This window comes from Wenyingzhuangia sp. IMCC45467 (assembly GCF_054111205.1).
The window spans coordinates 1,549,057-1,564,037 of record NZ_CM134196.1 but is presented as its reverse complement, the minus strand read 5'-3'; the positions used below and the strand labels follow the sequence as shown (position 1 = coordinate 1,564,037).

Sequence of the window (14,981 nt, the reverse complement as noted above, 5' to 3'; positions counted from 1 at the left end):
GTTAAAAAATTAACTAATTCTCTCTAGTAATGCCATGTAAAACCCATCGTATCCAGAAACTGAGGCCAATACTTTTTTGTCTTTTATCAATTTAAAGTTGTCGTTTTTTTCTAAAAAATTAGCTACTTGTTCTTGGTTTTCAGATGGTAGAATAGAACAGGTTGCATAGACCACTTTCCCCCCAACTTTAGCGATTTTGGTATAACGTTCTAAAATATCTGATTGAATGGATTTTATGTTGTCAACAAACTCAGGCTCTAATTTCCACTTACTATCAGGGTTACGTTTTAAAACCCCTAGTCCAGAACAAGGAGCATCAATTAACACTCTGTCGGCAGTGTTGTAAAGTTTTTTGATGGTTTTACTAGATTCTATTTTTTTAGTAGTAATGTTAAAAGCACCTGCACGTTTTGCACGTTTTTTTAATTCTACCAATTTACCACCATAAATATCTGTGGCAATAATAGAACCTTTGTTTTCCATTAAAGCAGCAATGTGTAAGGTTTTTCCTCCAGCACCTGCACAAGTATCTACAACTCTCATTCCTGGTTGCACATCTAAAAATTCTGCCACTAATTGAGACGAAGCATCTTGCATTTCAAACATTCCGCTTTTAAAAGCTTGGGTAACAAATACGTTTTTACGTTCATCTAATTCCAATGCAGATGGATATCCTTTTATAGGTTTGGTAATGATATCATCTTTAGCCAATAAATCTTGTAATTGTTTTTTAGTGGCTCTTAAGGTGTTGACTCTTAAAATAGCTGAAGCAGGTATGTTTTGTGCTTTTAATTCGGCAGTCCATTTCTTTTCTCCCAATTCTTTTATACACAATTCATCCATCCAATCTGGAATAGATTGAGAGATGGCTCTATTGCTTTGTAGTTCATCAAACTTTCCTTTAATTCTTCTTACAGGAGTTTCGGCAAAGTACTTCCAGTCAGGTAAATCAATACCACGTAATACAGCCCAAACAGCAAAAATCTTCCATAGATTTTCTCTTGAGTAATGATCTTTTGTTCCTGCAATTTCATTGTACAAACGTTTCCAACGTACAATTTCATAAAAGGTTTCAGCAACAAATTTTCTATCTCTTGCTCCCCAGCGAGCATCTTTTTTTAGGGCTTTTTGTACTACTTTATCAGCATATTCTTTTTCGTTAAAAACATCCTCTAAAGAGTCTATAATGGTAAATACTAAATTTCTGTGAAGTCTCATGTATTGTGTAACTATTTGGCTGCAAAGTTACGTGTTTTTTAACTAGTGCATTCAACAAATTTAATTTCTATTGGTAAAGTCTATAATTTTAACCTCACGTCTTTTTTCTTTGATGTAAAAAGCGGTGTAAACACTGTTTTGTGAGTTTTTTAGTGTAATAGGAATGTTGTTTCTCATTAACCTTAAATTGTTGTCTAAAATACTTTCATCAATGGTAAGAGTATAGCTTCCGTTGGCTAAATAGAATTCAAAATGTCCATCTTTGTCTGTTAAGGTTTCAAAAGTTTTGTCTTTACCTTCGGCCGTTTTCCCTGATGCAGTAATTTTAATTCTAGATAAATCTGTTTTTTTATTTTCGGCATTGGCAATTTCTTGTCTGTCTAGAATAACATCACCCACCAATTTAACACCTCTAGAGAAGGGCACATAAATAGTTTTTTCTTTAAACTCAACTGGAGATTCTGTATTGATGTTAGGAAACCATCCGTTTACATCTTCTAGTGGAATGATATCTACTTTATAAGCTCCTTTAAATATTTTTTTAACACTAGCTTCACCATTTGGGTCGGTAATTACTTCGTGTTCTCCCACTTTAATCACTACGTTGTTAATAGGAACCTCTCCATTGTTTTTAATACCGTTACCATCAATGTCTAAAAAGGCAATAAAGTTTAAGTCTGTTTTTTTATTTTTTAAGAACGGAACAGGAATTCCTAATTCTTTTCTCAATCCAAAACTTATGTTAAAAGTTAATTGACTCAAACTTCTATCTTGTAAAATCGGAGTAGATAAGTTTTGACTTGTTAATGAGTTTAGTTGGTATGTGTTTGAACTGTAGTTTAAGTTGGCTTGTAAGTTGTATCTAAATCCGTGTTTGGCAAAAAAGTAAATATTGTTATAAAAACCTACTCCGTTTTTTTGGTTGATATTGGTGTAATTATAAATCAAACTATTTTCCATAACCAAACGTTTGTTTTTAAACATATATTGGTTTTGAATGGAACTTCTAAAGGTTTGTGGAGTAATAAATAAATTTGGATTTAAAGCTGTACTTAAAGAGGTGGTACCGTAAAAATATCTGTTGGTAAAAGACCAAGTTTTATAGCGTAAAAAAGAAGATAATTCTAAATTAAAATAATTAGGAGCTAAGGGTTCTGCAGCCTTATTGTAACCAACTCTTACGTGTGTTGATGATAAAAAGTTATGATTAAAATTAGAGATAGAATGTCTAATAGAAGCTCCTCTCTCATATCTTGGTGTGTTATAAGTGTTGTAGTAATGATAATATCCTCCAAACTGAATACTATTATTCCTGTAGTGACGAGCCAATGATAAGTTATTGGTAATTACTTTTTGATAAGTTAATAGCGTGTCTGTAACAGTACTATAGTTTTCATACTCTTGTAGTGAGTTGGTACTAATAAAATCCCATCTTTTGTTAAGGGTAAATGTAGAACGATGGTTGATTAGTGTTCGCACATAATTACTGTTTCCGTATCCTTTAGTATTGGTTCTATAACTAACAAAAGGTTTCCATTTTTTATTAAATAGATTAGAAGAATAACTTCCTCCATATACATAACCTGTTTTGTCTTTAGTAGGATCACTTTGGTTTGATTGTGAGGAGTAGGCTCCTAAAAAAGAAAATCTATGTTTTTTAAAAAGGTTAAACTTGGGTTGAAAATAAGCTACATTTAAAATTCTATCAAAAGCCTCATTGATGTTTCTACCTCCTCCAATTTTTGATGAAAAAAAGTTTCTAAAGCTAAATTTATAATCTCCTCCATAACTTTCGTTTCTATATTTTTGATCAAAAAAACTACCTGGTCTTATATAAAAAGCACTTACCCCATGGTTTGATGTTAGTTGATAAGAGGCTCTAACCCCATATCCAGAAGATTGTAAACCAAAAACATTTCCGCTAATTTGACCTACTTCAATAGATTTTTTATCATCAAAGTAACCAACATACCAAGGAGCATTTTTTAATACATCATTGGTAAGTACATTGGTAGCATAACTTAGTTGTGTGGAATATGCTATTTGTGAAGTAGGAGATAAGTTTTTTTGACCTCTTAAATTTAAGGTAGCATAAGACCTATCGCTTAATACATTTTGTACATTTAAATCTACAATTAAAGGTAAAGTACTATATCCATGTTTATCGGCAACTATTTGATTAGGAACTTTTACAAACGAAACTTTAGAATTTCTATTTACAGCATTGCCGTTTACGTACTTGGGCTCTTTGGTTTGAACGATGATATCATGACTAATTCTTTCTTCATCCTTGTCAGGGTCATAACTATTTACAGAAATCTGTTTTTTATTTCGTTCTTCCTTTTTTACCATTTCTACCAAAAATTCTTTTGATAGATTTTCTTGTGGTTTTAAGGTAATGGTTTCCGAAGCATCAACAGGTTCCTGCAAACTGTCTTTGATTAAGACATTGTTTTGCGGAGTTTTGTATTGAATATAAATATCCTGATCGTGATTTCCTGTGTTGGTAATATCGTATTTAAAATCTGTATTGGTTTCACCGTTTTTTAAATACTGAACCTGTTTGTTGGTTTGTATGGTCCAGCCATTTTTACGAATGGTTTGCACAGTAAAATAATCGTTGGCTAGTTGAACACCTTCTAGATTTACTACAAATAAATTGATGTTTGTTTCACTAATATCATTTTGTTCTTTGGCAGGGATTAAAATAATAGGAACAGAAATAGTGTCTTTAGGTGTTACACGATGAATTTCTCTAGGGTTGATAACCGGAGTCCAGCCTTTTGGGGTTAAAATTTCTAGTGAAAAAGTAATGGATTCCGAAGCACTATTGTTAAAAAGTTGCAATACATTGGTTACAATTTCTCCCTTTTTAATATCGATGTTTTTTTTAAGAATTTTTGTTCCTAAAAGCTGACCGCTATCTTCAAAATGAAATTCATTATTATCTACTTTATCTTTTTCTTGTGCAGAAATAGATAAAGAGAAAAAAACAAACATGATGTAGGTAATCAGCTGTATTTTTTTGAATATAAATTGAATGTATGTGTTGGTAAGTTTTTTCAATTTAAATTTTTTCCTGTAGGTGGAAAATAAAGTTTAGTTGGAATACTCCAGGGTTAGCAGTATAACCAGGGTTTATTCTAAAATCAATAATAAAGTTAAACTCATTGTAGTTGGTCATGTAATCTCCAGGAAAGTTTGCATTGGTGTCACAATCAGCAGTTTCTGTAGTTTTGGGTAATAACTCAGATATAATTTCTATAACATCTGTTTTGTCTGTAAAAGAAACAAAGGTGTTGTTTATTGGTGAAGTTTCACATGCATTTCGTATTCTAATTTCTAGCACATTAATCAATGGATTGGTAGCATCTCCATTTCCGTATAAAGACAGCTCTTCCCATTGATCCATAGGAGTTCCTGCTCCAGAGTTATTGTCAACCTGAATGTTTAAAAACCATTGACAAAGAGGGTCTACAACTGTTTTGTCTTCTACCACAACTTTTAAACGAGCTACATTGTTAAATGTAATTCCTGAGTTGTATTTGCTAAAAGTATCAAAAGTAAAATATTGATTGACAGGTTCTTTATCTACCAACTCTACTCTTCCACAATGTACTTGGGCAAAAGAAAAGCAGGTGCTAAATAGAAATAATAATATGAAATTAGATTTTAGCATGTTGCTAAATATAAAATGTATAAAAGGACAGATGTTTATAGCATCTATCCTTTTATGTTGTTGTCAATAAATAACTATATTTTATTGGTCTTCTAATAAAATGTATTGAACATACATAGTGTAAACACCTGGTTCTGCATAAGTTCCAGCAGTTAACTCTTCAGAAGTATCTCCATCAGCAGTAAAAGCCATTGGGAAAGTAGCAGGTAAACCTGGTAAAATTCTATAGTCAATATTGTAGTAAAAGTTAGAACTTACTCCACTTGTAGCAGTCATGTAACTACCTCCTGTCATAGAGTCTCCAACCCCTGTAATTCCAGAATGACCTGCAATATATTTATTGTCAAGACCAGGGATGTTTCCAGCACCCGTTGGATCTACATAAATACTGTTTGCACCTGCTCCAGCAGGAGCTACATCAGGATCAGTAGGATCTGCAGCAGTTGTATACTGGTAAGTAGTAAAAGGACTACTATAGTCAGCGTAAGTACCTGTAGCAGCAGCAGCACCAGAGTTGGCACGAGATTGTCTTAATTCTAATAAACTTAAAGGTAATTCGTTTGTAGAGTTGTTAGGAGTACCTGTTCCGTAATCTACTTGTTGGTCCCAAAAGTTTGCACCAATGTTTCCTTGAGATCTACCGATAGCGTATAAATCCCAGCTTACTGTAGAACTAATCTTTAAAGTAGTTGCTGCGTATTGTACAATACCTGCTTGGTATTCTAATACATCATCAAAAATAAATTGAATTTGGTTAGGAGTGGTCATGTCTAACTGTAATACAGGTTGTAAGTCCATAGTAACAGTTACATCCTTTTCGTCAATTAACTGTGCTTGTGTTGATAGACCAGCAAGCATAGCTACTGCAAACACTCCTTTTGTTAAATTTAATAGGTTTTTCATAAAAAAGTTTGGTTAAAAAAATAAATATTTAAAGATTAATTAATTTCAAATTCTAGTTTAGCTGCTTGGATTTCAGGAGCACTTTCATAATCCAAGACTCCAATAGCAATGTATTTTCCAGCTTTATATTTTTCAGGGATTTTATATTTAAAATCTCTAATTAGTTCAGGTAAAATGGTGAATTTTTTTACAGGAAATCTTTCTTGAGTACCTGTGGTTAAGTTGGTTAAATCTATGTAAGCAGAACAGTAGGCAATTCCATCTCCTTTGTTTTCGGCTTGAATAGAAATGGTTCTTTCTTCTTGTTTAAAATTAATCAACTGTACATTGTTGTTGTTAACCGTAGGTGGGTTTTGATATACAAATACTCCAAAAGCAAAAGTAGGAATGACTCCCATTCCTATAGATCCCGATCTCTTTTCCGTAATGTTTAAGCTTTCTCTTGGTTCTTCTTGTTCAATCATTAATATTTCCCAAGCAGCTTTGTTTCCTGCACTATTAACAGGAATAGAAACAGTTACTGTTATTTCCTTTTTTTCAAAAGGAGCTAAGTCTACAAAGTTTGGAGAAACAGAGGTCCATTGAGAAAGTGGGTATTTTCCTTTTCCAGGTTCTAAAAACACACTCTGACCTTTGCTTGTCATTTCAAAGTCTTTCATTCTAATTCTAAAACTATTAATAGATTGTGTATCGTTGTTAATCGTAATCTTGTAGCTTTTTGTAGAACCAGGTGTTTGAGTTAAATGTAAATGAGCTGGTGATACAGAAACTCCAGTTCCTTTTTTTGTATTCGATAGTTGAGAGAAAATATTTAAAGAAAAAAATAATGTTAAAATAAATATAACAGTACGAAATGTGTTCATTTTAGTTGTTTAGTAGAAAAAGTTTCTATTAAGGTTCGTTCAAAAATATACTTTTTTTCAATGCAAAACCCAGTTGATGCTTTATGTGCATTTGTTAAGTTTCTAGTAAAAGCAGGGTTTTTAGATTAAATATCTCATAATTAAGCAGGTAGGCTTTTTGTTTTTTAGGGTGAAAAGTTGTGTTTTTAACAAATGTTTAACAATAAAACGTTAAAAAGAAACCTTTTAACAGGTGTAAAAATGATTTATTATCATGATAAAAAGTCTAATTGTCTTAGATTTGCACATGGTTTATATAGCCTATGTTTGATTTTGATACAAATATTACTTATTTAACAGGTATTGGTCCTGCTAAAGCATTAATACTCCAAAAAGAAATGGGAGTGTTTAATGCCAATCAATTATTGAATTTATTTCCGAATAGATATGTAGATAAATCAAAAATATTTACAGTTAGGGAGCTGCAAATAAATAGTAATGCAGAGGTACAGCTAAAAGGAGTTGTTACAGATGTAAAGGAAGTAAAACAAAAAAGAGGTTCTAGGTTGGTTGCTACTTTTACAGATGAAACAGGAAGTATAGAGTTGGTTTGGTTTAGGGTTAATAGATGGTTAAAATCAAGTATTAAAATTAATGAATCTTATATTATTTTTGGAAAGCTAAATTTTTTTAACGGAAACTTTAGCATGCCTCACCCAGATATGGAGTTAGAGGTAAATTATAAAAAGAACTTTGTTGCAGGGTTACAAGCTATTTATCCATCAACAGAAAAAATGAGTGCTAAAGGCTTTAATAATAAGGTAATGTCTAAAGCGATTCAACACCTTATTAAAGAAGCATATTCTTTTATTCAAGAAACATTGTCTGATGAAATTATTCAAGAACATCAATTGTTAAGTAAAAAAGAAGCTTTATTACATATTCATTTTCCTAAAAATCAAGAATATTTAGCCAGAGCCCAAAAGAGACTCAAGTTTGAAGAATTATTTTTTATACAAACGCAACTTATTAGAAATAAATTAGTCAGAAAGGATAAAATTAAGGGATTTGTTTTTGAGCAGGTTGGTGATTATTTTAATAATTTTTATAAATCAGGTTTGCAGTTTGATTTGACCAATGCTCAAAAAAGAGTATTAAAAGAAATTAGGGCCGATATGGCCAGTGGAGCTCATATGAATAGGTTGTTACAAGGAGATGTTGGAGCAGGAAAAACCATTGTAGCCTTATTAACCATGTTAATTGCCTTAGACAATCATTTTCAAACAGCCATGCTAGCTCCTACAGAAATTTTAGCAACACAACATTACCAAGCAGTTTCGGAGTTGGTGGCACCTTTTAATATCACGGTAAAATTATTAACAGGTTCTACTAAAACCAAAGAACGAAGAGTGATTCACGAAAGTTTAGAAGAAGGATCTTTGCAAATTTTAATAGGAACTCATGCTATTTTAGAAGACAAAGTAGTTTTTAAAAATTTAGGATTGGCTATTATTGATGAACAGCATAGATTTGGTGTGGCTCAGCGTTCTAAAATGTGGATGAAAAACACTTTACCACCTCATGTTCTAATAATGACAGCAACCCCTATTCCTAGAACATTAGCAATGAGTGCTTATGGAGATTTAGACGTTTCTGTGATAGATGAATTGCCACCAGGAAGAAAACCAGTACAAACGGTACATAGATTTGATAGTGCTCGTTTGCGAGTTTTTAAATTTATGCGTGATGAAATTGCTAAAGGAAGACAGGTATATGTAGTGTATCCTTTAATAGAAGAATCCGAAGCTATGGATTATAAAGATTTGCAAGATGGATATGAAAGTATTCAGCGAGAATTTCCTTTACCAGATTACAGAATTAGTATTGTTCATGGTAAAATGAAACCTGCAGATAAAGAATTAGAAATGCAGCGTTTTGTAAAAGGTGAAACACAAATAATGGTAGCAACCACAGTGATTGAAGTTGGTGTAAATGTGCCCAATGCTTCGGTAATGATTATAGAAAGTGCAGAACGTTTTGGTTTGTCACAATTGCACCAGCTAAGAGGTAGAGTAGGCCGTGGTGCAGATCAAAGTTATTGTATTTTAATGTCAGGTGTTAAACTTTCTAACGATTCTAAAACACGTTTGGAAACTATGGTAAGGACCAGTGATGGTTTTGAAATTGCCGAGGTAGATTTAAAATTAAGAGGACCCGGAAATTTGATGGGAACTCAGCAAAGTGGTGTGTTGAATTTAAAAATAGCAGATTTGGTTAGAGATTCTAAAGAGTTGCATATGGCAAGAAATACTGCTTTAGAAGTGTTAAGAGAAGATCCAAACTTAGAAAAGACAAAAAACACACCTATAAAAAATGCCTATAAACAAATACATAAAAGAACTAGTATTTGGGCGAATATTAGTTAGGTTTTATGTGTTCTAAACTTTACTCGAACACATAGATGTTGTTCCAAAAAAATATCTATAATACAGAATAGGATCATCGAGCGAAGTCAAGATTTATTTCAGGGAAACATCCTAAATATTTAAAGCAAAAAAACTGATTTTGTTGTAATATGGACAATCCAAAAAAATCATAAACCCTTATTCGTAATTCTCAATTGAGAGTTGTAAATTTGCGCATTTAAAAACAGAATTTTAAACAGATGAAGATATCATACAATTGGTTAAAACAATTTATTAAGATTGACTGGGAAGCAGAAAAGACAGGTGAATTGTTAACCGATCTTGGTTTAGAAGTAGAAGGTATTGAAAAGGTTGAGTCTATAAAAGGTAGCTTGGCTGGTGTGGTTGTAGGAGAGGTTTTAACCTGTGAAAAACATCCTAATGCAGATAAATTAAGTGTAACTACTGTAAATATTGGAGGAGAAAACCCTATACAAGTAGTTTGTGGAGCTCCCAATGTTGCTGCTGGTCAAAAAGTGCCTGTGGCTACTGTAGGAACTGTTTTGTATGATGAAAAAGGGGAAGGGTTTAAAATTAAGAAAGGAAAAATTAGAGGTGAAGAAAGTCACGGAATGATTTGTGCTGAAGACGAGTTAGGTTTAGGAGCAGGTCATGATGGAATAATGGTTTTAGATGCCGAATTGGTTCCTGGAACTCCAGTTGCCCAAGTTTTTAATATAGAGGTAGATGAGGTATTTGAAATTGGATTGACACCTAACCGTGCCGATGCCATGAGTCATTTAGGAGTGGCCAGAGATTTACGTGCTGGGTTAATGCAACAAGGAATTCAAAAGGAATTGATTTCTCCGTCTGTAAGTGATTTTCACGTGTATGAAAGGTTGTTAAAGTTTGATTTACATGTAAAAAACTTTGAATTGGCTCCAAAATATGCTGGAGTTGCTATAAAAGATGTTAAGATTGAAGCTTCTCCAGAGTGGTTGCAAAATAGATTAAAGGCCATAGGGGTAAAACCAATTAATAATGTGGTAGATATTACCAATTATGTTTTACATGAGTTAGGACAGCCATTACATGCTTTTGATGCCAACAAAATTTCAGGAGGAAAAGTAATTGTTACCACTTTAGAAGAAGGAACAAAGTTTACTACTTTAGATGGTGTAGAACGCGAGTTAAGTGCTGAAGATTTAATGATTTGTGATGCCGAAGAAATTCCTTTGTGTATTGCAGGAGTGTTAGGTGGTGCAGATTCTGGAGTTACTCAAAATACAACTTCTATCTTTTTAGAAGCTGCTTATTTTAACCCTGTTTCTATACGTAAAACAGCTAAAAGACATGGTTTAAATACTGATGCTTCTTTCCGTTTTGAAAGAGGAATTGATCCCAATAACACAAAATATGCTTTGATTAGAGCTGCTTTGTTAATTGAAGAAATTGCTGGAGGAAAAGCAGTGTCTGATGTAGATGTGGTATATCCTAATAAGATTGAAGATTTTGAAGTTTTTATGTCTTATGAAAATGTAGCAAGAATCATAGGTCAAAAACTACCTAATGACACTATTAAAAATATTTTAGCTTCTTTAGAAATTAAAATCAATAGTGAAACAGAAGGAGGTTTAGGGTTGGTAGTTCCTGCTTATAGAGTAGATGTACAAAGAGAAGCAGATATTGTAGAAGAAATTTTACGAGTTTATGGTTACAATAACATAGAGTTTTCACATAAACTAAATACTTCTATAGAGCCTTCTAAGTTTGATGGAGTTAAAACAGAAAATACAGTAGCAGAGCAGTTAAGAGTGCAAGGTTTTAATGAAACCATGGCAAACTCACTAACCAAAGCTTCTTATATTGAATTGTCTGAAAAATTAAATCCTGAAAACAATGTAGAAATGCTAAATCCATTAAGTGGAGATTTGGCAGTGATGAGACAATCATTATTATTTAGTGGTTTAGAATCTGTAGCGTATAATATCAACAGAAAAAATAACGATATTAAGTTTTATGAGTTTGGTAAAACTTATCATAAATACAGTGACAAATATCAGGAAAACAAACATCTAACTCTTTTTGTTTCTGGAAATAGAGATAAAGAATCTTGGAATGCTCCTAAAAAAACTACTGATTTTTATTATATAAAAGCTGTTGTAAATGGTGTTTTAGAAAGATTAGGACATCAAAATGTAAAAGTAACACCAACTAAAAATGATGTGTTTTCTGAAGGAATTACTTTTGGATTGGGAAAAATGAAATTGGTAGATGTTGGAATGGTAAGTCCTAAAATATTAAAAGAATTTGGAATTAAACAAGAGGTGTTTTATGCAGATTTTGACTGGGATACTATTTTAAAAATATCACAAAACAATAAATTAAAAGTAACTGCTTTACCAAAATATCCTTTGGTAAAAAGAGATTTAGCTTTGTTGTTAAACAAAGATGTTGCTTTTAAAGACTTATACAATGCTGCTTTTCAATCAGAAAAACAATTGTTAAAAGAAGTTGATTTGTTTGATGTTTATGAAGGAGATAAGTTACCAGCAGGTAAAAAATCTTATGCTCTTAGTTTTGTGTTGCAAGACGAAAACAAAACACTTAATGACAAACAAATAGAAAAAATTATGACCAAGCTGCAAAGTTCGTTTGAAAAACAGTTTGAAGCATCGTTAAGATAAATAATTCAAGCCTTTGATTTTTTTCAAAGGCTTTTTTTTGAGTTTCGTTTCACGAGACTAATGAAATAAAGTTCGTAAATTTGCAATCAATAAACAAAGACAATACTCATGAGTCTATACAAGACTATTATCCGTCCCATTTTCTTTCAATTCGATCCAGAAAAAGTACATTATTTTACTTTTGATATGATTAAATTCATGTCTAAAATTCCAGGAGTTTCTGCCATAACAAGAAGTTTGTATAGAGTAAAGGATACTAGGCTAGAAAAAGAATTGTTTGGAATCTCTTTTGAAAATCCAGTAGGTTTGGCTGCAGGATTCGATAAAAATGCAGTATTGTTTAACGAATTGGCTGATTATGGATTTGGATTTATAGAAATAGGAACTGTAACACCAAAAGCACAAGCAGGAAATCCTAAAAAACGATTGTTTCGTTTAAAAGATGATCAAGGAATTATTAACCGAATGGGGTTTAATAATGAGGGAATTGATGCTGCTATTAAAAATTTAAAAAAGAATAAAGGTAAAGTTATTGTAGGAGGGAATATTGGAAAAAACACCGATATCCCTACTGAACAATATACACAAGATTATTGTGAGGTTTTTGAGGCTTTACATGGCCATGTAGATTACTTTGTATTAAATGTTAGCTGTCCAAATGTAGGGAGTCATGCCAAATTAGGTGATAAAGATTATTTGTTAGAGTTAATTGCTGCAGTTCAGGAAATTAACAAATCAAAAAAAGAACTAAGACCCATTTTATTAAAAATTGCTCCAGACTTAAATAATACTCAACTTGATGAAATTATAGAAATAGTTGCAGAAACCAATATTGATGGGGTTATAGCTTCTAATACATCAGTCAATAGAGAAGGGTTAAAAGCAACAGAAGAAAGATTACAGGAAATAGGAAATGGAGGGTTGAGTGGTAAACCTATTAAAGATAGAAGTACAGCTACCATTAAATATTTGGCAGAAAAATCAAACAAAGCATTTCCAATTATTGGAGTAGGAGGAATTCATTCTGCAGAAGATGCTTTAGAAAAAATAGCAGCAGGAGCTGATTTGGTACAGGTGTATACTGGGTTTATTTACGAAGGACCATCATTGGTTAAAAAGATAAACAAGGCTATTTTAAAATCTTTATAAAAGCATCTTAAATGTTTTCTTTCATCATCCCTTTATACAACAGATCAGAAGAAATAGATGAGTTGTTATATAGCTTAACAAAACAAAACTATCCTAAACCTTTTGAAATTGTTATTGTAGAAGATGGTTCTGATAACAATGCAAAGGAGATTGTTAAAAGTTATCAAGATAGATTAAATATTCAGTATTTTTTAACAGAAAATCAAGGAGCTGGTTTGGCAAGAAATTACGGAATGTCTCATGCAGAAGGAGATTATTTTATAGTGTTGGATTCTGATGTTTTGGTGCCGAGTAATTATTTAAAAAAAGTAAAAAAAGCGTTACAGGCTAATTATACTGATGCCTTTGGTGGTCCCGATGCAGCACACCCCACATTTACATCTTTACAAAAAGCTATTAATTTTTCTATGACTTCTATGATAACTACAGGAGGGATTAGAGGAAAAAAGAAAGGAGTAGGAAAGTTTCAGCCACGAAGTTTCAATTTTGGAATATCAAAAAAAGCTTTTGAAAGTACAGGAGGTTTTTCTACCATGAAAATAGGAGAAGATATAGACTTATCTTTTAGGTTATGGGAACACGGTTTTGAAACCCAATTAATAGAAAAAGCGTTTGTGTATCATAAAAGAAGAACTTCGTTAGATGCTTTTTACAAGCAAACTTTTAAGTTTGGTAGTGCAAGACCTTTGTTAAATAAAAAATTTCCAGGAACGGCTAAACTTACTTATTGGTTTCCTAGTGTTTTTATTGTTGGATTTATATTGTCATCTATCCTTTTTATGATGGGGAAATGGGAGTTCATCAGTTTATATTATTTGTATTTTATGTTGTTGTTTATGACTTCTTTGCTTGTAAATAAAAACATAACAGTAGCATTTTTATCTGTCATTACTACTTTGGTTCAAATGGCCGGATATGGTTTAGGTTTTTTAAAATCGATGTTTTTTAAATAAAGAGTTTTTCTCATAGTTGTTGGAATTTTTTCATTGCGTTTTTTTAAACAGTAAAAAAGAAAAGGCTTCTTATATTGTGATGTTATAATGTTAATATCCTTTAATTATGAATTATAAAAAGCTTTTGTTTTTAGGGTTGTTTTTTTTCCTATTGATTTTATCTACCAAAACATATAGCAATCAGGTTTCTTTAATAGAAAATGTAAAACCACCTAAAAAAATAAAAGTATTAATTATTGATGGGCAAAATAATCATGGTGTGTGGCCAAAGTCTACCATTATGATGAAGCAATATTTAGAAGAAACAGGTTTATTTAAAGTAGATGTTGAAAGAACTAAATATTTGTGGAAAGCAGAAGGAGAACAAGACTTTTTACCTTTAGCCGGTGTTGAAAAAGAAACAACTTTGGTGAAATCTCCAAAACAAGACCCTGATTTTTGTCCTAAATTTAGAAAATATGATGTAGTGGTATCTAACTTTGGTTGGAAAGCTGCAAGTTGGTCAGAAAAGGCTCAAAAATCTTTTGAAAAATTTATTAGAAAAGGAGGAGGTTTTGTTTCTGTACATGCTGCTAACAATTCTTTCCCAGAATGGTTAGATTATAATAAAATGATTGGCCTTGGAGGTTGGGGAGGTAGAGATGAAACTAACGGACCATATGTGTATTATAATAATGATGGAGAGAAAATTGTAGACAATGCTCCAGGAAAAGCAGGGGCTCATGGAAGTCGACATGAATTTCCTGTAACCATAAGAGAAAACAATCATCCTATTACCAAAGGAATGCCAAAAGTTTGGTTAACTACAGCAGATGAATGTTATGCCAAGCTAAGAGGACCAGCTGAGAATATGACTATTTTGGCTACTGGAAAAGATCAAAGTAAAAAAGCACCAACGAATAGACATGAACCTATTTTTATTGTAACTGAATACGGAAAGGGAAAAGTGTTTAATACTATTTTAGGACACGATGCTGTATCTTTTGAAAGCGTAGGATTTATAACTTCGTTTACACGAGGGGTAGAATGGGTAGCTACAGGAAAAGTAACTCAAGAAATTCCAAGTGATTTTCCTACTCAATATAAATCGTCAAGCAGACCTTTTATGCTAAAAAAATAATGAGATAATAAAAATCAACTAAGAA

At 32.1% G+C, this 14,981-nt stretch carries 10 protein-coding genes; 5 read left to right on the top strand and 5 right to left on the bottom strand.

From position 1 onward, the window contains the following. Positions 1–9 precede the first annotated feature (9 nt). The 5 genes from ACXGQT_RS06630 to ACXGQT_RS06610 form a co-directional block, all read right to left on the bottom strand. A complete protein-coding gene (locus ACXGQT_RS06630) occupies positions 10–1,218 on the bottom strand; it encodes an RsmB/NOP family class I SAM-dependent RNA methyltransferase (RefSeq protein WP_457830618.1) in 1,209 nt (402 codons plus the stop codon). 60 nt (positions 1,219–1,278) lie between these two features. Further along, positions 1,279–4,218: a COG1470 family protein gene (locus ACXGQT_RS06625; protein WP_457830617.1), complete on the bottom strand. Its 2,940-nt coding sequence runs from the start codon at positions 4,216–4,218 to the stop codon at positions 1,279–1,281. 67 nt (positions 4,219–4,285) lie between these two features. Then, positions 4,286–4,897 carry a hypothetical protein gene (locus ACXGQT_RS06620; protein ID WP_457830616.1) on the bottom strand — a complete coding sequence of 204 codons (612 nt, stop codon included), beginning with the start codon at positions 4,895–4,897 and terminating at the stop codon, positions 4,286–4,288. Positions 4,898–4,978: 81 nt separating this feature from the next. Further along, on the bottom strand, positions 4,979–5,800 hold the full coding sequence (locus ACXGQT_RS06615) for a hypothetical protein (RefSeq protein ID WP_457830615.1): 822 nt from the start codon (positions 5,798–5,800) through the stop codon (positions 4,979–4,981). A 35-nt stretch (positions 5,801–5,835) separates the two neighbouring features. Next, positions 5,836–6,663: a COG1470 family protein gene (locus tag ACXGQT_RS06610; RefSeq protein WP_457830614.1), complete on the bottom strand. Its 828-nt coding sequence runs from the start codon at positions 6,661–6,663 to the stop codon at positions 5,836–5,838. A 302-nt stretch (positions 6,664–6,965) separates the two neighbouring features. On the opposite strand from ACXGQT_RS06610, the gene recG reads away from it, so the two are divergent. The 5 genes from recG to ACXGQT_RS06585 all read left to right on the top strand — a co-directional run bounded on the left by recG (position 6,966) and on the right by ACXGQT_RS06585 (position 14,956). Further along, on the top strand, positions 6,966–9,068 hold the full coding sequence (gene recG / locus ACXGQT_RS06605; protein WP_457830613.1) for an ATP-dependent DNA helicase RecG: 2,103 nt from the start codon (positions 6,966–6,968) through the stop codon (positions 9,066–9,068). Between the two features lie 239 nt (positions 9,069–9,307). After that, positions 9,308–11,734 (top strand): phenylalanine--tRNA ligase subunit beta, encoded by a 2,427-nt coding sequence (gene pheT, locus ACXGQT_RS06600; RefSeq protein ID WP_457830612.1) that lies wholly within the window; start codon positions 9,308–9,310, stop codon positions 11,732–11,734. A 108-nt stretch (positions 11,735–11,842) separates the two neighbouring features. After that, positions 11,843–12,883 (top strand): quinone-dependent dihydroorotate dehydrogenase, encoded by a 1,041-nt coding sequence (locus ACXGQT_RS06595; RefSeq protein WP_457830611.1) that lies wholly within the window; start codon positions 11,843–11,845, stop codon positions 12,881–12,883. An 11-nt stretch (positions 12,884–12,894) separates the two neighbouring features. Continuing rightward, on the top strand, positions 12,895–13,836 hold the full coding sequence (locus ACXGQT_RS06590; RefSeq protein WP_457830610.1) for a glycosyltransferase: 942 nt from the start codon (positions 12,895–12,897) through the stop codon (positions 13,834–13,836). A gap of 106 nt (positions 13,837–13,942) precedes the next feature. Next, a complete protein-coding gene (locus tag ACXGQT_RS06585; RefSeq protein ID WP_457830609.1) occupies positions 13,943–14,956 on the top strand; it encodes a ThuA domain-containing protein in 1,014 nt (337 codons plus the stop codon). The last annotated feature ends 25 nt before the right edge of the window (positions 14,957–14,981 follow it).